At 71.7% G+C, this 18924-nt stretch carries 17 protein-coding genes; 9 read left to right on the top strand and 8 right to left on the bottom strand.

Annotated features, from left to right (window positions below):
• Positions 1-50 precede the first annotated feature (50 nt).
• Positions 51-809, bottom strand: a complete 759-nt coding sequence (locus BLS95_RS44765; protein WP_090945708.1) for a sugar isomerase domain-containing protein — start codon at positions 807-809, stop codon at positions 51-53.
• Positions 806-1675, bottom strand: coding sequence for a MurR/RpiR family transcriptional regulator (locus BLS95_RS44760; protein WP_245765673.1), 870 nt, complete (start codon positions 1673-1675; stop codon positions 806-808). Before BLS95_RS44760 ends, BLS95_RS44765 begins: the two co-directional genes overlap by 4 nt.
• 60 nt (positions 1676-1735) lie before the next feature.
• Here BLS95_RS44760 and BLS95_RS59375 point away from each other — a divergent pair, with 60 nt between their 5' ends.
• A complete protein-coding gene (locus BLS95_RS59375; protein WP_176993721.1) occupies positions 1736-3631 on the top strand; it encodes a BadF/BadG/BcrA/BcrD ATPase family protein in 1896 nt (631 codons plus the stop codon).
• Between the two features lie 296 nt (positions 3632-3927).
• On the opposite strand, the gene BLS95_RS44750 is transcribed toward BLS95_RS59375, so the two are convergent.
• From BLS95_RS44750 to BLS95_RS44740, 3 genes are all read right to left on the bottom strand, one after another.
• On the bottom strand, positions 3928-4851 hold the full coding sequence (locus BLS95_RS44750; RefSeq protein WP_090945705.1) for a hypothetical protein: 924 nt from the start codon (positions 4849-4851) through the stop codon (positions 3928-3930).
• Positions 4848-5381, bottom strand: a complete 534-nt coding sequence (locus tag BLS95_RS44745) for an RNA polymerase sigma factor (RefSeq protein WP_090945704.1) — start codon at positions 5379-5381, stop codon at positions 4848-4850. Before BLS95_RS44745 ends, BLS95_RS44750 begins: the two co-directional genes overlap by 4 nt.
• An 87-nt stretch (positions 5382-5468) precedes the next feature.
• Positions 5469-6539: a thiolase C-terminal domain-containing protein gene (locus tag BLS95_RS44740; protein WP_090945703.1), complete on the bottom strand. Its 1071-nt coding sequence runs from the start codon at positions 6537-6539 to the stop codon at positions 5469-5471.
• Positions 6540-6889: 350 nt separating this feature from the next.
• Between BLS95_RS44740 and BLS95_RS44735 the strand changes: the two genes are divergently transcribed.
• Positions 6890-7738 (top strand): LysR family transcriptional regulator, encoded by an 849-nt coding sequence (locus tag BLS95_RS44735; RefSeq protein WP_090945702.1) that lies wholly within the window; start codon positions 6890-6892, stop codon positions 7736-7738.
• Positions 7739-7753: 15 nt separating this feature from the next.
• On the top strand, positions 7754-8380 hold the full coding sequence (locus tag BLS95_RS44730; RefSeq protein ID WP_090945701.1) for a MerR family transcriptional regulator: 627 nt from the start codon (positions 7754-7756) through the stop codon (positions 8378-8380).
• Positions 8381-8390: 10 nt separating this feature from the next.
• Here the strand turns inward: BLS95_RS44730 and BLS95_RS44725 are convergent, their stop codons facing one another.
• Together BLS95_RS44725 and BLS95_RS44720 are read right to left on the bottom strand one after the other, a co-directional pair.
• Positions 8391-9278: a hypothetical protein gene (locus tag BLS95_RS44725; RefSeq protein ID WP_090945787.1), complete on the bottom strand. Its 888-nt coding sequence runs from the start codon at positions 9276-9278 to the stop codon at positions 8391-8393.
• A gap of 50 nt (positions 9279-9328) precedes the next feature.
• Positions 9329-10003: a ThuA domain-containing protein gene (locus tag BLS95_RS44720; RefSeq protein ID WP_090945700.1), complete on the bottom strand. Its 675-nt coding sequence runs from the start codon at positions 10001-10003 to the stop codon at positions 9329-9331.
• 97 nt (positions 10004-10100) lie between these two features.
• Between BLS95_RS44720 and BLS95_RS44715 the strand changes: the two genes are divergently transcribed.
• The 6 genes from BLS95_RS44715 to BLS95_RS44690 all read left to right on the top strand — a co-directional run bounded on the left by BLS95_RS44715 (position 10101) and on the right by BLS95_RS44690 (position 17203).
• On the top strand, positions 10101-10976 hold the full coding sequence (locus tag BLS95_RS44715) for an NAD-dependent epimerase/dehydratase family protein (RefSeq protein WP_090945699.1): 876 nt from the start codon (positions 10101-10103) through the stop codon (positions 10974-10976).
• Positions 10973-11830, top strand: coding sequence for an RNA polymerase sigma-70 factor (locus tag BLS95_RS44710; protein ID WP_090945698.1), 858 nt, complete (start codon positions 10973-10975; stop codon positions 11828-11830). Before BLS95_RS44715 ends, BLS95_RS44710 begins: the two co-directional genes overlap by 4 nt.
• A gap of 61 nt (positions 11831-11891) precedes the next feature.
• Positions 11892-12653 carry an SDR family oxidoreductase gene (locus tag BLS95_RS44705; protein WP_090945697.1) on the top strand — a complete coding sequence of 254 codons (762 nt, stop codon included), beginning with the start codon at positions 11892-11894 and terminating at the stop codon, positions 12651-12653.
• 125 nt (positions 12654-12778) lie between these two features.
• Positions 12779-14434 (top strand): NAD(P)/FAD-dependent oxidoreductase, encoded by a 1656-nt coding sequence (locus BLS95_RS44700; protein ID WP_090945696.1) that lies wholly within the window; start codon positions 12779-12781, stop codon positions 14432-14434.
• Positions 14431-15864, top strand: a complete 1434-nt coding sequence (locus tag BLS95_RS44695; protein ID WP_090945695.1) for an ATP-binding protein — start codon at positions 14431-14433, stop codon at positions 15862-15864. The genes BLS95_RS44700 and BLS95_RS44695 overlap by 4 nt, the downstream gene beginning before the upstream one ends.
• Positions 15865-16069: 205 nt before the next feature.
• A complete protein-coding gene (locus BLS95_RS44690; RefSeq protein WP_342742827.1) occupies positions 16070-17203 on the top strand; it encodes a M20 family metallopeptidase in 1134 nt (377 codons plus the stop codon).
• Positions 17204-17865: 662 nt separating this feature from the next.
• Here BLS95_RS44690 and BLS95_RS44685 read toward each other — a convergent pair.
• The gene (locus tag BLS95_RS44685; protein WP_218136287.1) at positions 17866-18882 is read right to left on the bottom strand and encodes an ROK family transcriptional regulator; all 1017 of its coding nucleotides are present in this window, start codon (positions 18880-18882) and stop codon (positions 17866-17868) included.
• Positions 18883-18924 lie beyond the last annotated feature (42 nt).

The following is an 18924-nucleotide window of genomic DNA, read 5'->3' as shown; positions in this document are numbered from 1 at the left end:
CCCCGGAATTCGCGCATGACGGACAGAGGTGGTGGCTGGTTCAAGGCGGGTCAGGCTCCTCGGCGGATGCGGCCCGCGTACCGGGCCTCTAGTGCGAGGTTGTGCGCGTCGCCCTCCGGGACGTTGGCCGAGAGGTACACCGGTGGCCTCTCACCGGCTTCGAGCAGGTTGCTCACCGTCTGGGCGACGACGAGCTGGGCCAGCATCGCGGAGGTGATGGTGGAGACGGCGCCGGTCGCGCCGCCGTCGGGCAGGGGCAGGACGGCGTCGCCGTAGGGGGCGTGGTTGTCCAGGACGACGTCGGCCAGGTCGGCGAGCTTGCGGCCCGAGGGGTGGCGGGACGCGACGGCATCGCTGTGGGCGCGGGAGGTGATCGCGATCAGGTCGTGACCGCGCTGCTTGACGAGCGTGGCGAGTTCGACCACCACGCCGTTCACGCCCGAGTTGGAGATGATCACGAACAGGTCGTCGCGGTGGACGGGGGCCAGGTCGAGGATGGTGTGGGCGATCGAGGGGTCGCGTTCGAGGTCGTACCGGTCGAGCTCCTCGCGGGGGGCGTCGCCGTAGCGGACGATGTCCCTGAGGGCGAGCCTGTTGGTGGGGACGAGGCCGCCCGCGCGGCCGGCGATCTCCATGGCGACCGCCTCCGAGTGGCCGGAGCCGAAGGCCTGGATGACGCCACCGCCGGTCAGCGCCTTGGTGAAGAGATCGGCGGCTCGCGAGATCTCCGGGTCCTCCGGGATGATCCGGACGAGGTGGGCGATGTGCTCGGCGAAGGCTTGCGGGCTCACTCGCTGATCTATGGTCATATATCCCCTTCCGGGAGACGATGTCCGGCCACGGCGCGGACGGTGACGTCGAAGGCCTGCTTGGTGCGTTCGTAGGTGCGCTGGGCGACGGACACGTACACGACATCCAGTACGAGCAGCTGCGAGTGGATCGCCGCGAAGCCCTCGGACCTGAAGCTCGTCGCGCGGCTGGCCGTGGTGAGGACCAGCTCGGCCACCTCGGCCAGCGGGGACCTCGGCTGGGACGTGACGGCCACGCTGATCGCGCCGTGACTGCCCGCCTCCGCCAGGACCTCGATGACCTCGCGCGTTCTGCCGCTGTGCGAGATGCCGATCGCCACGTCGCCCTGGCCGAGCAGCGCCGCGTCCGTCAGCGCGCTGTGGGCGTCGGACCTGCTCCAGGTCGGCACCCGCATGCGCTGCAGCCGGTATTCCATCTCGCTGGCCACGGCCGCGCTGCTCGACACCCCGAACAGCAGCACCCGCCCGGCCCTGGCCACGGCCTGCGCGACCTTCTCGACCACGGCCAGATCGAGCTGGTCGCGGGTCTCCTGGATCAGGCGGATGTCGTTGCCGGAGACGACACTGAGCACCCGGTCGAGGCTGTCGTCGGGCAGGATCTCCTGGCCGATGTCGGTCTCCCACGTCTGCTGGGCGACCCGGCCGGTCTCGGTGGCGATGGCCACGCGGAGCTCGGCGTATCCGGCGAAGCCGAGGGCGCGGCAGAAGCGGGTGATGGTGGCGGTGGACGTACCACTCCGCTCGGCCAGGTCCACGATGGTCATCCGGGCCGCGTCGGCCGGACCGTCGAGGATCGTGTCGGCCACCTTGCGCAGCGCCTCGGGCATGTCGTGCTGTTCGGCTCGGATGCGGCCCAGTAGTTCCACGCGGTGATAATTATGCTCGGATTGTGGTGCGGTCAAGGCATTTGGGCAATAATTTTTGACATGAAGCTGGTGCTCGGCGTCGACGCCGGCGGCACGTCCTCGCGCGCCGCGCTCTTCACCCTGGACGGCACAGCGGTAGGTCGCGGGCACGCGGGCGGCGCCAACCCCGGCGCGCTCGGGCCGGACCTGGCCGCCGCCAACCTCACCACCGCCGTCCGGGAGGCGCTGGCGGGCGGCACATCACCGCAGGTGGTGTCGGTGGTCGTGGGACTGGCGGGCAACCCCGCCCTGTGTGCGGACCTTATCGACCGGGTCTTCCGTGCCCTCCTACCCGCCCACACCCTCCACACCGATCCACACACCTTCCGCGCCGTGCCGAGTGGGGACGCCTCGGAGGGGCGGGGCTCCGGGCGTTCCGGAGCGGTGCCCGTGTGGTCCGCCGGCGACGTCGTGACCGCATTCGCCTCGGGCACGGCAGCACCGACGGGCACTGTGCTGATATCCGGCACGGGGGCGATCGCGGCAAAAATTATCGACCACCGGGCGGTCGCGACAGCGGACGGGTTCGGCTGGTTACTCGGAGACGAGGGCTCGGCCTTCTGGCTCGGCCGCGCCGCCGCCCGCACCACCCTCCAAACCCTCGCCACCCTCCAAACACTCGCCACCCACCCCACCACCCACCCGCCCGCCGCACAGCCCACCGCCACACACCCCACCACCGACCCGACCGCCACCTCCACCGCCTTCATAACCCCCACCGCCGCTGCCTTCACCACCGCCGCCGGGGAACCCACCCACTCAGAACCCGCCCCCGCCCGACCGGGCACCCCCGCACTCGGTGACTCCGAGGCCAGCGACTCCGAGGCCGGCGGCTTTGACGCCACTGACTCCAAGGCGAGCGGCTCCAACGCTGGCCGCTCTCCTAAGGCTGGCGGCTCCAAGGCTGTCCGCTACAAAGGCGGCGGAGTCCGGCCGGGCGTCTCCGGAGCCAACGCCCCCACAACCGGCACCCCCCAGGCTGGCACTGCCCCACCGGGCGCCCCGGAAGCCAGCGGCCTCGACGCTGGCGCGGTGCCACCGGGCGCCCAAGGAACGAACGCAAACGAAGCGGGCAACCCTGGCACGAGCGCGGCTCGAACGGGCGGCGATAAAACAAGCACCGCCCAAGCGGGCGACCCCAGGACGGGCGCGGCCGAAGTGGGCGGCCCCGGCATGAGAGCGACTCAAGCGGACGGCCCTAGCATGAGCGCGGCTCAAGCGGACGGCGATGAAGCGAGCACCGCCCGAGCGGGCGGCTCCGGCGCGGGCGGGGCCGAAGTGGGCGTCGCCGAAGTGGGCGGAGACCGAACGGGCGTCTCCTGGGAGGGTGGCCCCAGAGTGGGCGTGGCCGGACATGCGGCGGGCGGGACGGGCGTCGCCGGATCCATCGCCGCTGGAGATGCGACAGGCGAGATGGGCGTCGCCGCTTCCATCGCCGCTGGACATGCGGCGGGCGGGACGGGCGTCGCTGCTTCGGCCGCTGGCTGGGCGGGGCTGGCAGGGTTGGCTGGGTTGGTTGTGCGGCGGCTTGTGCCTGAGGGGCTTGGCGGTGATCCGGTCGCTCAGCTGGCGGCGGCTGTGCATGCGCGGCCGCCGCTTGCCCTGGCCGAGTTGGCGCCGCTGGTGAGCCAGGCTGCCCGGAAAGGAGATCCGGTGGCGGTGGCCATCGTGGAGGAGGCCGCGGCCCGGCTCGCGGCGACCGCCTCGCAGGTGCATCGGCCCGGCCTTCCGATCGTCCTCGCAGGCAGCGTCCTTACGGCGACAGGCCCCGTACGGGATGCCGTACGGGGCCTGCTGCGGGATGCCGTCGCGGCGGGTGACGCGGCCGGGGCGGCGGCGTGGCTGGCGGCGCGCCCGTTCCTGAACCCCCAGGAAGCCGAGGCGCGTCACCCCCACTTCACCCGCCGGGTGACGTGAGAGCCCACGACCGGTCCCGCCCGTCCGCTCCGGCACAACCGGCCGGGCCACTGCGATGGCCAGGCCCAGCCGGTGATCAGGACCGCCCGGTCGTCAGGCCCGGCCGGGTCGCTAGGCCCAGCCGGGTCGCTAGGCCCCCCGCCCGGTGGCCAGGCCCGCCCGGTCTCCGGGCAAGGCCGATGACAGGCCAGGCCGGTGATCAGGACCGCCTGGTCGTCAGGCCAGGGCGATCAGTGGCCAAGCCAGGCCGAGCGGTGGGATGGCCGGGGCGATCGGTGGGATGGGCTTGGGGTGGGTTAGTTGGTGGTGGATTTGGTGGGGTTCTGTGGGAGGCGGTCCTTGGTGACCAGGAGGCGCAGGACGCCGGCCTGCTCCGACTCCGCCCGCCAGACGATCCAGTCGTCACCGACCTTCGCCTTCTGCCCGTCCGGGTCGAAGCGGAACCCGTTGTAGTCGGGAGCGGGAGTGATCACTCGGAAGACCGCGCCGACACTGCGCCTGCGCGCCTCGGCGAGGACCTCGCCCACGGTCTTCTCCTCCGGGTCGTAGCCTTCGAGCATCTCCCCCTTGCCCGTCGCCGAGCCGATGTTCTGGTACTTCTCCCCGGCCTGCGCCGGCCGCCCCAGCTTGACCAGTGCGTCACCGGTGACCTGGCGGCCCACGGTGAGGGTCATCACGCAGCCCGGCCGGCCCAGCGTGCAGCCGGCCGGTTCCGTACCGCTGCCGATGGACGTCGGCACCGGACCGGTGGTGGGGCCGCCGACCCCGCTCATCCCGATGACCTTGCCCACCTGGGACGGCGAGGAGGGCACGGGCTCCAGGCGCACGTTCAGCCCCACCGCCTTGAACCCCTTCGTGTACTGGGCGTAGTCGGCGAGCGGGTCCTTGATGGAGGCGACGTAGTAGTCGCCGCGCAGTTCGATGTCGATGGCCGAGCTGGCATAGGAGGTGGCCTGGCCCCCGCCGAGCACGGCGGGGCCGACGACCGCGGCCGCAGCCACCGCCGCGACGGCGCCGGCGGCCACGAGCAGCCGGCCCGTACGCCGCCGGCCGCCGACCGCGACCAGACCGCCGAACCGCCCGCGGCCGTCCGCGGCGCGGCCCGTCGCGGCCACCGGCTCCTCGGTGATCGAGGCCAGCAGTGCCCGCGCCCCCGCGCCGGACACTCGCCCGGACAGGTCCTCGTCGCGAACACGGGCAAGGTGCTGCAGGTCGTTCATATCGACTCCAGGACGAGATGGTTGACGGAGATGCCGGCACCGGCGAGCGCCTTGGAGAAGCGCTTGCGGGCGCGGTGCAGCCGGATGCGTACGGCGTTGCGCGAGCAGCCGAGGACCTTCGCGATCTGGCCGTGGTCGAGGCCCTCCCAGGCGACCAGCGAGATCAGCTCCCGGTCGTCCTCGGGAAGCGCGCGGAACTCCCGCGCGATGGCCCCCAGCTCGACGCTGCCCTCGGGCGTGAAGCCGTACAGGTCGGCCACGTCGGTGTCCAGCGTGGCGTTCCTGTGCCGGTGCCTGGCCTGGCCCCGGTGGTGGTTGGCGAGCACGTTCCTGGCCACGCCGTAAAGCCAGAGCCTGGCCTCGTCGCCGGCCGGCAGCGTGTCGACGCGCTGCCAGGCGATGGCGAACGTCTCGGCGACCACGTCCGCCGCGTCGTCCGGCGAGTCGCAGCGGCGCACCGCGTAGCCGAGTATGCGCTCGTAGGTCTCGGTGTAAACGGCCTCGAACCGGGTCTTCCGGTCATCATCCACGGGCGGTCCCCATGGTCGGCCTCCTTGAGTACGGGATCGGAACACCCCGTACATGTCGGCGACCCCCGCAGCATTTCTCCTGATTTTTCACCTTACGAGCAAGGCCGCGCTCCCGAAGCTGCCGCCGAACCCCGTCACCAGCGCCACCTCACGCCCCGCGCGCAGTTCCCGCACCGCCTGGGCCACGTTGTTGAGCCCGTGCACGTAGCCCTCCGACAGCAGGCCGCCGTGCGGGTTCACCCCGGCGTGCCGCCGCTCCAGCAGGTACGCCCCGAGGTCGGCCCGCTCCACCAGGCCGAAGTCCTCCAGCTGCCGGGGCACGAGCCACGAATAGGCGTCGTACGGCAGCATCACGTCCACGTCCGACGGCCGCATGCCCGACGCCTTCCAGAGCATCGGGGCCACGTACGAGGAGAAGATCGCGGTCACGTCGGCCGCCCGGTCCATCGACGAGCACCCCGGGCCGCCCCCGCGCACCACCGCCCGGACGCGCGGCCCGCCGAGCACGCCGCTGACCACGAGCGCGCACGCCCCGTCCGTCTCCTGGCAGCAGTCGACCGTGCGGAGCGGGGTGCAGACGTACGGCCTGGCCAGGTAGTCGTCGAGGGCGAGCGGCGAGCGGCGCATGGCCCTGGGGTTGGCCTCGGCGTTCCGCCTGGACTGGGCCACGACGGCGTGCAGGTGTTCGGCGGTGAGGCCGGTGTCGTGCAGGTAGCGGGTCGCGGCCAGGGCGAACAGCGGGATCGGGCCCGCCAGGCCGTAGGTGAGGCGTTCCTGCGGGCCGGTCGAAACGGTGTTCATGCGCTTGCCGGAACGGCCATTTAGTGCCCGATAAATCACGATATTTCGTGCTATTCCAGCGTCGATCAGCATGGCCGCGTCACCGAGGATCGACGCCGCCTGCGTACCGCCTCCGGCGATGTCGTTGTGCCAGCCCAGCCGCTCGATGCCGAGGGCGCGGGCCACCTGCACGACCGGCACGGAGTCGTTCAGGTGATAGCTGAGCAGCCCGTCCACGTCGCACGCCGCGATCCCCGCGTCCGCGCAGGCCGCCCGGCACGCCTCGACCGCCAGCTCCAGCTCGGTGCGCCCGGACTCCCTGCTCAGGGCCGTCATCCCGACCCCGGCCACGGCCGCCCGCTCCGCGAAGGGCTGCATCCCCGCTGCATCCCCCCTCCTCCGAACGATCACGCCGACTGCCGGTCACGCTATCACGCAACCCAAGCGCTTGCTCGTTCAAACATCGCCCCGCCACCCGGCGTGAAAGGTGCACCCGCCCGCCCCCGGCAACGTGTTTCCGGACGGGCCACAACAGCGGCGACTTTCGTCCCAAGGCCACACCCCATTGCCGCGCGGGGAACCGGACAACACATACGACCAGCCCGTTATAGAGATTTGGCCGGAAATAACATCACCCTGATAACTGACATCTTCACGAAAGCTGTCCAGTCTTGTAATACGTAGAGGCGATCGACCGATAGCCCATCATCATCACGCCGAGGTGAGCGATGGATCTACGCTACGTCCGCTACGCGATGGCAATCGCGCGAGCGGGCAGCCTGCGCCGGGCAGCCGCTGCCCTGCACATAGCCCAGCCCACGCTGTCCGAGCAGCTCAGGGCACTGGAGAAGGAGGTCGGGGTCGAGTTGTTCAGCCGTTCGTCGAGCGGCGTGCAACTCACCGAGGCAGGAGAGGCGTTCCTGGCGCAGGCCACGGTCGCGGTCAACGCCTTCGAGCGGGCCGTGATCGCCGCCAGGACCGCGGGCCAGACGACGCGCCTGGGGGTGGCCGACGGGCTGGCGGACGTGGTGGCCCGCCTGCTCTCCCAGATCCACACCACTCCCGTGCGGGTGGTCCCGATGGGCACGGCCGAGCAGATCGTCTCCATCGTGGACGGCACCCTGCAGGCAGGGCTCGGGTACGCTCCCGGCTCCCTGCCCAGGGGCGTGGCCCGCATGCTCATGTACCGCTTCCCGGTACGCGCCCTGCTCCCCCGCGAGCACCACCTGGCCGCCTCAGAGACGCTGTCGCTGGCCGACCTGGCCGCGGAGCCGCTGGTCATGCCGGAGTCCGACGCGGTGGCGGGGGCCCGGCGCTTCCTGGAGGGGTTCGTCAGGCACCGCCTCCACCCCCGCCTCGGCCCGGCGGCGGCCACCCATGACCTGGTGGTCAACCTGGTGGCGGAGGGCGCGGGGTACGCTCTCTGTGTACACGAAGGAACGACAATTCCCGAAGCCTTAACGTTTATCCCGATAAAAGAGGACGTTCCGCCGTTGGAAGTCGTCTTCCTCTGGAACCGCCAAGCGGAAGTGCACGAGCTCGTCAGCGCGGCACGCCACCTGGCACGCGCTGGATAGCGCTATTATCCAACGATGCGCATCTCCGAACTCAGCGTCAAGTCCGGTGTGGCCCTCCCCACGGTCAAGTACTACCTCCGCGAGGGCCTGCTCCACCAGGGCGTGCAGACGGCCGCCACCCGAGCCGAGTACGACGAGTCGCACCTGCGCAGGCTCCGCCTGATCCGGGCCCTGCTCGAAGTGGGCAGGCTCCCGGTGGCCGCCATCAAGCAGGTCATCGAGGCGGTCGAGGACGATTCCCTCCCCATTCACAAGATGCTCGGCACCGCCCACTACGCCCTGGGCCCGACCGTCGAGCCCGAGCCCGGCGAGGACTGGCGGCTCGCCCGCGAAGAGGTGGACCGCCTCGTCGCCGACCTCGGCTGGGACATCCACCCCGCCGCCCCCACCCGTGACGAGCTGGCCCAGACCCTGGTCAGGATGCGCCAACTGGGCCTGCACATCGACCTGAAGCCCTACGTGGAGGCCACCACGAAGCTGGTGTCGGAGTTCGAGATGGGCCTGGTCCCGTTCCAGGGCCCGCGCGACGCCGCCGTGGAGGCCCTCGTGCTCGGCACGGTCCTGTACGGCAAGGTGTTCGACACACTGCGCCGGATGGCCCAGGAGTCGGAGTCGGCCCGCCGCCTGCGCCCCCACCCCTGATCTGCCTTGTCTAGATGAGGCCGTTGGCGCGCAGGATCTCCACGGCCCGCAGGGTCGCGGCTCCGCGCCAGTCAAGCGTCCCGCCGGGCGAGATCCGCGCGTAGTCCACCACCCAGCCGCCGTCGTCCTGCTGCTCCCCCGCCAGCCTGGCCAGGTCCGCGGCGATCACCTCGGGCGCGAACAGCTCGCGTGCCGGCCGGCCGGGCTCGGGCGCGAAGTCCAGGGGCCGCAGCGACTCTTCCTCCGTGCCGCCCTCGACCGGCACCCGGCCGTCCGCGGGGAGGTAATCGGCCAGCCGCTTGAGCAGGCCGGCCGCCCGGGGCTGACCGTCGTGGACGGCGTCGAGGAACCGGACGGCGAACGACAACTCGTACGCCTGCGGCCGCTCGTCGAGCGCCTGGATCGCGTCCAGGCAGTAGCGCGTGGCCCTGGCCAGCCACGGGTGCGCGGCCACGGCGGGGTCGTGGGCGGCGACGCGGTGCGCGATGGCCGCGGACACCGCGGTGATCTGCAGCGACGAGGTGGTGTGATCGTCGCCGGCCCACCAGGGCGCGGTGCCGTCGGGGTAGGAGATCGGCAGCGCGAACGGCAGCCCGCCGTCGGGCAGCGTGACCGACTCCAGCCAGTCGCACAGCGCCGCGGCCTGCGGTGCGGTGACGGGGGCGATGTCCTTGAACACCTCGAAGGCGTGCAGGGCGGCGCCGGGCTGGCTCTCGGGGGCCCGCAGGTCGGGCTCCAGGCCCCAGCCGTAGCCGCCGTCCGGGTTGCGGTAGCCCTCCAGGGCCGCCAGCGCCGAGGAGGCGTCGCCGTCGCCCATGAGCAGGTCGTACCGGCGGCGGTCGAGCACTCTGGCGTGCGTGGCCAGGAAGGCGGGGATCACGGAAACGTTCACATCCATGCCCTCATCGTGCCCGGACCGGCGCCGGCCGGTCTTGTCCGTTCCGGACACTAGTCGCCGACGATCACCGGGCGTTTCAGCAGCCACAACGCGGCCCGCCGGAGCAGCGTCCTGTGGATCTCGTTGTCGTAGGAGCGGGTGTCGTGGCCCAGCGCGTCGTACAGGACCCGGCCCCGCCGCACCGGCCGCGCCCAGACCAGCGGCTGGCCGTTGGCCGAGGCCAGCGGCTCGACGTCGGGCAGCACGTGCAGGTCGCTGTAGACCTCGTCCACCACGTCGAAGTCGCGCAGCCCCTCCACCACCGGGTGCTTCCCGTGCACCCGGACGCTCGTCCAGCCCAGCGGCGGGTGGTGGGACGTGGGCCACTTCCAGCAGCCGCCCAGCACGCGCGGCCAGCCCTGCCAGTCGTCGAAGCAGATCGACGCCGAGTGCATGCACAGCAGCCCGCCACCCCGGTCGAGGTGGTCGAGGAGCGTGGCGCGGGCCTCGGCGGGCAGCCCGAACCTCCACTCGCCCCGCAGGTCGGCGAAGCGGTCCTGGGTCATCTGCCAGCGCAGGGCGTTGACGGTGATGAGCTGCACCTCGGGCGGCTCGCTCAGGGCGCCCGCGATGTCCTCGGTGATATCGGATTCGACCCCCACCTCGGCGAGCACCTCCGCGAGCGCGGCCGACGTGGCGGCGAAGTCGTGGAACAGGCCTCCTGAAAGAATCAGATTTCTCGCCACTCGCCAAGCTCATCACGCCTCTCGCGGCATTTCCACCCGGAACCTGTCACATCCGGCCAAGCTGCCCCGTCCTTTCGTCATAGAGAGAGGACAGATGATGAGAGTTCTGGTTGCCGGAGCCACCGGGGTCGTCGGCCGTCAGCTGGTGCCGCTGCTGCGGGCGGTGGGGCACGAGGTGGTCGGGCTGTCCAGGTCGCCGGGCGCGGACGTCACCGTCGACGCGCTCGACCGGGACGCGACCGTACGGGCGGTGCGCCGGGTCGGGCCGGACGCCGTGGTGCACCTGCTGACGGCCATCCCCAGGGCCATCGATCCGCGCCGGATCGACCGGCAGTTCGCGCTGACGAACCGGCTGCGCGTCGAGGCCACCGCGCATCTCATCGAGGCCGCGCCGAACGCCCGGTTCATCGCCCAGGGGCTGGCCTACGCCTACGAGCCGGGCCCGGGCCTGGCCGACGAGGACGCGCCCCTGTGGGAGAGCGCGCCCAAGGTGTACGCACCGGTCGTGGCGGCGCTCCGCGACATGGAGCACCAGGTCGCCCGGGCCGGCGGGCTGGTCCTGCGGTTCGGTCACCTGACGGGGCCGGGCTCGATCTACGACGAACACGGCTCGACCCGGCAGGCCGTACTGGCGGGCAAGATGCCGATCGTGGGCGACGGCGGATCCGTGATGTCGTTCACCGACGCGCACGACGCCGCCACCGCCGTGGTGGCCGCCCTCGACCGGGAGGTGGGCGGGGCGCTCAACGTGGTGGACGACACACCGGTCGAGCTGGGCGAATGGCTGACCGCGTACGCGGCCGGGCTGGGCGCGCCCGCGCCGAAGCGGGTGCCGGCGTTCCTGGCCAGGCTGCTGGTGGGCGACTTCGGCGTGGCGTACATGACCAGGCTCAGGGGCGCCGACAACTGCCGGGCGCGGCTGCGGCTCGACTGGCGACCCCGGCACGCCTCGTTCGCCGCGGAGCGGGCATGATGCCGGCCGTGGACTTCGAGGAACACCGTCCGATGCTGCTCGGGCTGGCCTACCGGCTGCTGGGCAGCATGTGGGACGCCGAGGACGTGGTGCAGGAGGCATGGCTGCGCTGGCAGGGCACCGACCAGAGCCAGGTCAGGGAGCCGCGCGCCTTCCTGACGACGGTGGTCTCGCGGCTGGCGCTCGACCAGCTCCGCTCGGCACGGGTCAAGCGGGAGGCCTACACCGGGCCGTGGTTGCCCGAGCCGGTCATGACGTCGGAGGCGGGGCCGCTGGACACGGCCGAGCTGCGTGACACCGTCTCGTTCGCGACCCTGCACCTGATGGAGCGGCTCTCGCCGCCCGAGCGAGCGGTGTTCGTGCTGCGGGAGGCGTTCGAGCTCCCGTACGACGAGATCGCCGGGATCGTCGGCGCCTCCGTGCCCAACGCCAGGCAGATGTACCGCCGAGCCTCGCTGCGGCTGGCAGAGGGGCGTGACAGGTTCCGGCCCTCGACGCAGGAGCACGCCGAGCTGCTGGTGAAGTTCATGGAGGCGGCGGGCGGCGGCGACCTGACCGCGCTCACCGACCTCCTGCACGAGGACGTCGTGCTCTGGAACGACGGCGGCGGCCGGACCAGGGCGGCACTGCGGCCCATCGCCGGCCGGCAGAAGGTGGCCTCCTTCCTGCTCGGCCTCACGTCCCGGTACCAGTTCAGCGAGTCCCGGCTGGTCGAGGTCAACGGCGGGATCGCGCTCCTGACCAGCCTCGAGGAGGGGCACCAGCTGGTCATGCTCGACATCGTCGATGGCCGCATCAAGGGCCTCTACGGAGTGCTGAACCCGGACAAGCTCACGCGGGTGCCCGTGGACTGACCGCCGCCCGCTCGGCTCCGTGACACGCTCGGGGCCCACCGGACGATCTATAGTCGCCCCTATGGATCTCGGCATCTCGGGCAAGGTCGCCCTCGTCACCGGAGGCAGCGCGGGCATCGGCCTCGGCGCGGCAAGGAGCCTCGCGCGGGAGGGGTGCGACGTCTGCGTGTGCGCCCGCAACCCCGAACGGCTCGCGGACGCGGTGGTGGAGCTGCAGGAGTTCGGCAAGGTGGTGCACGCCGTGCTGGCCGATCTGGAGGATCCCGACGCCGCCCGGCGGGTGGTCGAGGAGACCCGCGACGTGCTCGGCCCGGTCGACATCCTGGTGGCCAACGGGGGCGGGCCGGTGGGCGGGCGCTTCGACGAGGTCGGGCTCGACGACTGGGACGTCGCGGTGCAGCGCAACCTGCTCAGCGTCGTACGCCTGGCGCGGGCGGTCCTGCCCGACATGCGCTCGCGCGGCTGGGGCCGGATCATCACGATCACCAGTAGCTCGGTCCGTGAGGCGATCAACGGCCTGCTGCTGTCCAACGCCGTCCGCCCGGCCGTGGCCGGCCTCGTGCGTACGCTGGCCCGTGAGGTCGGCGGCGAGGGCGTGCTGGTCAACAACGTGATGCCGGGCCCGATCGACACCGACCGGCTGCGCGGGCGGTACACGTCCGAGGAGGCGCTGAACGGGCGGATCAGCGGGGTGCCGGTGGGCCGCGTCGGGCTCCCGGAGGAGGTGGGGGACGTGGTGGCGTTCCTGGCCAGCGAGCGGGCCTCGTTCGTGAACGGGATCTCGATGCTGGTCGACGGCGGGGAGAGCCGCGTCATCGCCTGACGATCGCCGCGCGGGCGTGTCACCCGCGTCCGTGCCTCCGTCCATGATATGAGCGCGTGCTCAGCCAGCTTTGAGCGCATGGCATCCTTCGGGTAAGGACCTGTGACGAAGGTGGGGCGTGACGCATGGACAAGCCGGTCATCGTGACCGTGGACGACGACCCTGGCGTTTCGAGAGCCGTCGCCCGCGATCTGAGACGCCGATACGGCCAGGAATATCGGATCGTCCGCGCGGAGGCGGCCCGGGACGGCATCGAGGCGGTCCGGGAGATGCGCCTGCGCGGCGACGAGGTGGCGGCGATCCTGGCCGACTACCGCATGCCGCAGATGAACGGCGTGGAGTTCCTCGAGGCCGCCATGGACATGTATCCCTATGCCCGTAGGGTGCTGCTGACGGCCTATGCCGACACCGACGCGGCGATCCAGGCGATCAACGTGGTGGATCTCGATCATTACATGCTCAAGCCGTGGGATCCGCCGGAGGAGAAGTTCTACCCGGTGATCGACGGCCAGCTCGACGCCTGGTTGCGTACCGAGCGGGTCGAGCAGGTGGAGTTGCGGGTGGTGGGCGACCGGTGGTCGGCGCCGTCCTACCGGGTGCGTGACTTCCTGGCCCGCAACCACGTGCCGTACCGGTGGATGCTGGCCGAGGACCCGGAGGGCGCACAGCTGGTGAAGGCGGCCGGTGACGAGTGCCATCTGCCGCTGGTGGTGACGGCCGACGGCGTCACGCTGGAGTCGCCCGACCAGGCGTCGCTGGCCTCGGCGGTGGGCCTGTCGACGACCCCGGCGACCGACTTCTACGACCTGATCGTGATCGGCGGCGGGCCCGCCGGGCTCGGCGCGGCCGTCTACGGCGCCTCGGAGGGCCTGAACACGGTGCTGGTCGAGGCCTACTCCTCGGGCGGCCAGGCCGGTCAGAGCTCCCGGATCGAGAACTACCTGGGCTTCCCCGACGGCGTCTCCGGCCAGCAGCTCGCCGACCGGGCCCGCAGGCAGGCGCTGAAGTTCGGGGCCGAGCTGCTGACCGCGCGCAAGGTGGTCTCGCTGGAGCCGCGCGGTCAGGCGCGCGTGGTGGGGTTCAAGGACGGCGGGGAGATCGCGGCGCACGCGGTGATCCTGGCGACCGGCGTCAGCTACCGGCGGCTGGAGGCGCCCGGGGTGGAGGAGTTCGCGGGCCGGGGCGTCTACTACGGCGCCGCCCTCACCGAGGCGCCCTCGTGCAAGGGCGCGGAGGTCTACATCGTGGGCGCGGCCAACTCGGCCGGTCAGGCGGCCGTCTACCTCTCGGGATTCGCGAGCAAGGTGCATTTGTTGGTGAGAGGTGATGGTTTGGAGAAGTCCATGTCTCACTACCTCATCGAGCAGATCGCCGCGATCCCCCACATCGAGGTGCACCTGCAGACGCAGGTCACCGGCGGTGACGGTGACGGCCACCTGGAGCGGCTGACGCTGTCCGCCAAGGGCGCGGGCGCGGAGCGCACGGTCGACGCGCAGTGGCTGTTCGTGTTCATCGGGGCCGAGCCGTACACCTCCTGGCTGGGCGAGACGGTCGAGCGGGACGCGAAGGGGTTCGTGCTCACCGGGCCCGACCTGGTGCAGGGCGGTAAGCGGCCACGCAACTGGCCCCTGCGCCGGGAGCCGTACTACCTGGAGACCAACGTGCCCGGGGTGCTGGCCGCCGGTGACGTACGCGCCGACTCGATCAAGAGAGTGGCCTCCGCCGTCGGGGAGGGCGCGATGGCCGTCGCGCTCGTACACCGTTACCTGGAGAAGCAATGAGCGGCACGAACATCGACATCGGCGAGCTGCGGAAACTGTTCCTGTTCGAGCGGCTGAGCGACGAGCAGCTCGCCAAGCTCGCGAGCAGCGGCAGGGTGCAGACCTACGCGCAGGACGAGGACATCGTCCGGCAGGGCGAACCGGCCGAGTGTTTCGCGGTGCTGATCGAGGGCGAGATCCAGATGATCAGCCAGACGGTGAGCGCCGGGACGGTCGCGATGCCGCGCGTCTCGCAGCCCGGCGTCTACGGCGGCGCCACCGCGGCCTACCTGGGCGAGCGGGCGCCGGTGACCTACCAGCACACGTTGCGCGCGACCGCGCCCTCGCGCATGTTCATGTTGCCGGCCAAGAAGTTCGCCTACATCGTGGCCGAGTGGTTCCCGATGGCGATGCACCTGCTCGACGGCCTGATGTCGGGCGGCAGGATGCAGCGGGAGATCATCGACCGGCGGCAACGGCTGACCGCGCTCGGCACGATCACGGCCGGGCTCACGCACGAGCTGAACAACCCGGCGGCGGCGGCCGTACGGGCGGTGAGCGAGCTGCGCACGCTGATCCAGACCTCGCGCCTGCGGCTGGCCCAGCTCGCCGAGGACGGCATCCCGCCGGAGAAGCTGCGCACGCTGATCGAGGCGCAGGAGGCCTGCACCCGCAACCTGGGCAACCAGCGGCAGCGCTCGCCGCTGGAGATCTCCGACGCCGAGGACGAGCTCGGCGAGGCGCTGGAGGAGCAGGGCGTCGACGACCCCTGGGAGCTGGCCCCCGCCCTGGTCAACGCCGGGTTCTCGACCGCGGACCTGGCGAAGATCCGTACCAAGGTGGGCGAGGCGCACACCCCCTCGGCGCTGCACTGGCTGGCCGAGGCGATCGAGATCTCGCAGATGCTCAACGAGGTGACCGAGGCGACCGAGCGCATCACCACGCTGATCCGCTCGGCCAAGGAATACTCGCAGATGGACCGGGCGCCGTTCCAGCAGGTGGACGTGCACGACCTGCTCGACAGCACGGTCGCGATCTTCCGCGGGAAGATCTCGCCGGGCATCAGCGTGGTCACCGACTACGACCGCACGCTGCCGGAGATCCCCTGCTACGCGGGCGAGCTGAATCAGGTGTGGACCAACCTGATCCACAACGCCCTCGACGCCATGGGCGAGGAGGGCACGCTTACCATCCGCACCGCGCACGACGAGGACGAGGCCATCGTCGAGATCGGCGACACCGGCCACGGGGTGCCCGAGGCGATCAAGGAGCGGATCTTCGAGCCCTTCTTCACCACGAAGAACGTGGGCGAGGGCACGGGTCTCGGCCTGGACATCTCCTACCGGATCGTGGCGGGCCGGCACGGCGGCGAGATCAAGGTCCGCTCGGTGCCGGGAGAGACCTGGTTCGAGGTACGCCTGCCGCTGCGCGAGACCGTACCGGCGGCCTGAACCTCGGGAGGTTGATCAGCTGATAGCCGCTTCGCACTTGTCAGGACGTCTCATGCCCGCATGTAATGGCTGACCGAAATGCGGGAAGGAGGCGGGCCAGTGAGGCCCTGCTCGTCGTCTCGACGCTGCCGTTCGCGTTCCGGTGGCTCGGCATCCCGCTCGGCTCTGGCTCGCCCGTTCCCTAGTGGCACTTGGAAGGATTTCCGTGTTGATCACCGACTGGAGCCGGCAGGCCCTTCCGGCCATGCTCGACGACCTCAAGGCCGTGGTCGAGCTGGAGACTCACAGCTACGACAAGGCTCTGCTGGTCAAGGGGCTGCGCGGGATCCGCGGCCTGGCCGTCGAGCGGCTCGGGACGCCGGACGACGAGGTCCTGCACGAAGGCGGCGGGCACGGCGACATCCTGGAGCTGACCTATCAGGGCACCGCCCCGGGGACCGTGCTGCTGCTCTGCCACTACGACACCGTCTGGCCGACGGGCACGCTCGCCGGGTGGCCGTTCACGGTGGTGGACGGCAAGGCCACGGGGCCGGGGGTGTTCGACATGAAGACCGGGCTAGTGCAGTCGATCTGGGCGGTGCGCGGGCTACGGGAGCTGGGGCTGCCGCATCCTAGCGTGCGGTTCCTGTTCAACGGGGACGAGGAGATCGGCAGCCTGACCTCGCGCCCGCACATCGAGGCGGCCGGTGAGGACACGCTGGCGACCCTGGTCTTCGAGGCCTCCCACAACGGGGCTCTGAAGACCGCGCGCAAGGGGGTGGGGCTGTTCGACGTGACCGTGACCGGGATCGAGGCGCACGCGGGGCTGGACCCGTACGCGGGCGCGAGCGCGATCCACGCGCTGGCCGAGATCGTCACGACGCTGGCCGGGGCCGGGTCGCGCGAGCGCGGCACCACCGTGAACGTCGGGCTCATCAACGGCGGCACCGGGCGCAACGTTTCTGCGGGCCGGGCGACCTGCGGCGTCGACGTGCGGGTGACGGAGCCGGCGGAGATGCGACGGATCGACGACGTGTTCGCCGGCCTGCGGGCGTCGGACCCGCGGGTGACGATCTCCGCGACCGGTGATTGGAACCGGCCGCCCATGACCCCGAACGCCGCCTCCCGGCGGCTGTTCAAGGAGGCCCAGAAGGTGGCCGAGGAGTTCGGCTGGCTGCTGGACGAGGCGGCGGTCGGGGGCGCCAGCGACGGCAACTTCGTCTCGGCGCTGGGGCGGCCCGTACTGGACGGGATGGGCGCGGTGGGCGACGGGGCGCACGCCCGGCACGAGCACGTGCTGGTCGAACACATCCCCGAACGCACCGCCCTCACCATCGGCCTACTCTCAGCCCTAGCCTGACCCCGGACCCACCCTCACTCCAGGCCCACCCTCACTCCGGGCCCGCCCTCAACCCGGGCCCACCCTCACTCCGGGCCCGCCCTCAACCCCAGGCCCGTCTCACTCCGGGCCCATCCTCACTCCGGGCCCGCCATCACCTCGGACCCACCCTCAACCCGGGCCCACCCTCAACCCCGGCCCGCCCTCAACCCCAGGCCCGTCTCACTCCGGGCCCGCCCTCAACCCCACGCCCGCCGTCACCCCGGACCTGCCGCAAACCCCAGGCCCGCCGTCAACCCCACGCCGCCGTCACCCCAGGCCCGCGCGCTCTCGGATCCCTCGCGGGCCCGACCGCCCTCGGACCCTCCGAGGCCTGTCCCTCTCAGACCCTCGCAGGCCCGCTCGCCCTCGGACCCTCCGAGGCCCGTCCCTCTCAGACCCTCGCAGGCCCGCCCGCCCTCGGACCCTCCCGGGGCCGCCCCATCTCGGCGCCCCTCCGAGGCCCTTCGGCTCTCGGACCTCCTCCCGGACCCCCGCCCTCGGACCCCTCTCGGACCTATCCACCCCCAGACCCCCTCCCGGGGCCCGCCTCCTTCTGGGCGCATCCCGTCCTCCGCGGACGCGCCGGCCCTCCGCCACCGGGGTCCGGAGGGCGGCGGGGGTGGTCGGGGGTGCTGGGGTGGTCAGCCGTAGATGTGGTCGCGGGCCAGGTCGAGGGCCGTCAGCACGGCTCCCTGGAGCACCGCGTTGCCCTCGACCGTGCTGGCGCGGACCTCGGTCGGCGCGGGGGCCAGCGCGCCCAGGCGCTCGGCCACCAGCCTCGCCAGCTCGTCGCCCCCCTGGTGCCCGACCCTGCCTCCGAGCACGACGAGCCCGGGGTCCAGGATCGAGACGGTGACGGCGGCGCCCTTGGCGATCCGCGCGGCCAGCTCCGCCCGGTCGAGCCCGGCCATGACATCCGGTGAGACGAGCTGGCAGAACTCCGTTCCGTCCACCTCCAGCATCCCGACCTCCCCCGCGCCTCCGGACACTCCCCTGCGCACCTGCCCACCCAGAACGACCGCCGCGCCGATCCCGTCGTCCAGCCACATCAGCACGAAGTCCTCGCTCCCGGCCGCCGAGCCGGTACGCAACTCGGCGACGGCGGCGAGGTTGACCTCGTTCTCCAGCACCACCGGGACACCCAGGCGCTGACGCACCCGGCCCATCAGGCCGGGCCGCCAGCCGGGCACGTCGCTGACCCCCACCAGCTCTCCGGTGCGCGGATCCACCAGCCCCGGCGCGCCGATCACCACGGTGTCGAGCGCGCGGCCCCCGGCGGCGTCCCTGATCGTCCGCTCGACCAGGCCGTCCAGCTCGCCGCGGATCGTCTTGGTGGCCTCACCCGCCACCCGGCCGGTGATGTCGGCGACCACGGCGGTGACCGCGTGGCGCCGCAGGTCCACGCCCGCCACGTGGGCCCGGTCCGGGACCAGCCCGTACAGCCGGGCGTTCGGCCCCCGCCGGTCCTCGCCGTATTCGCCGGTGACCCGGACGAGCCCGCCCTCCATGAGCCGCTCCAGCAGGTCGGACACGGTGGGCCTGGACAGCCCGGTCAGGGTGCGGAGCTGGGGCGCGGTCAGCGGCCCGCGCTCAAGCAGCAGGTCGAGTGCCAGCCGGTCGTTGATCACGCGGGCCATCGCCGGGGTCGCGGTCTTCACAGCCCCATATTAATCAGGAAGCCTGCCTGAAAGGCTTTTCAT

This window comes from Nonomuraea jiangxiensis, from assembly GCF_900099965.1.
GTDB classification, from domain to species: Bacteria; Actinomycetota; Actinomycetes; order Streptosporangiales; family Streptosporangiaceae; genus Nonomuraea; species Nonomuraea jiangxiensis.
The sequence above is the reverse complement of the archived record's forward strand: the minus strand, read 5'-3'. Positions and strand labels throughout refer to the sequence as shown.

Excerpts from the sequence above, each read along its gene's own strand:
- BLS95_RS44695 (WP_090945695.1), top strand. The coding sequence starts at position 14,431 with ATGAGCGGCACGAACATCGACATCGGCGAGCTGCGGAAACTGTTCCTG.
- BLS95_RS44700 (WP_090945696.1), top strand. The coding sequence starts at position 12,779 with ATGGACAAGCCGGTCATCGTGACCGTGGACGACGACCCTGGCGTTTCG.
- BLS95_RS44765 (WP_090945708.1), bottom strand. The coding sequence starts at position 809 with ATGACCATAGATCAGCGAGTGAGCCCGCAAGCCTTCGCCGAGCACATC.
- BLS95_RS44710 (WP_090945698.1), top strand. The coding sequence starts at position 10,973 with ATGATGCCGGCCGTGGACTTCGAGGAACACCGTCCGATGCTGCTCGGG.
- BLS95_RS59375 (WP_176993721.1), top strand. The coding sequence starts at position 1,736 with ATGAAGCTGGTGCTCGGCGTCGACGCCGGCGGCACGTCCTCGCGCGCC.
- BLS95_RS44740 (WP_090945703.1), bottom strand. The coding sequence starts at position 6,539 with ATGCAGCCCTTCGCGGAGCGGGCGGCCGTGGCCGGGGTCGGGATGACG.
- BLS95_RS44715 (WP_090945699.1), top strand. The coding sequence starts at position 10,101 with ATGAGAGTTCTGGTTGCCGGAGCCACCGGGGTCGTCGGCCGTCAGCTG.
- BLS95_RS44750 (WP_090945705.1), bottom strand. The coding sequence starts at position 4,851 with ATGAACGACCTGCAGCACCTTGCCCGTGTTCGCGACGAGGACCTGTCC.
- BLS95_RS44725 (WP_090945787.1), bottom strand. The coding sequence starts at position 9,278 with ATGGATGTGAACGTTTCCGTGATCCCCGCCTTCCTGGCCACGCACGCC.
- BLS95_RS44730 (WP_090945701.1), top strand. The coding sequence starts at position 7,754 with ATGCGCATCTCCGAACTCAGCGTCAAGTCCGGTGTGGCCCTCCCCACG.
- BLS95_RS44735 (WP_090945702.1), top strand. The coding sequence starts at position 6,890 with ATGGATCTACGCTACGTCCGCTACGCGATGGCAATCGCGCGAGCGGGC.
- BLS95_RS44705 (WP_090945697.1), top strand. The coding sequence starts at position 11,892 with ATGGATCTCGGCATCTCGGGCAAGGTCGCCCTCGTCACCGGAGGCAGC.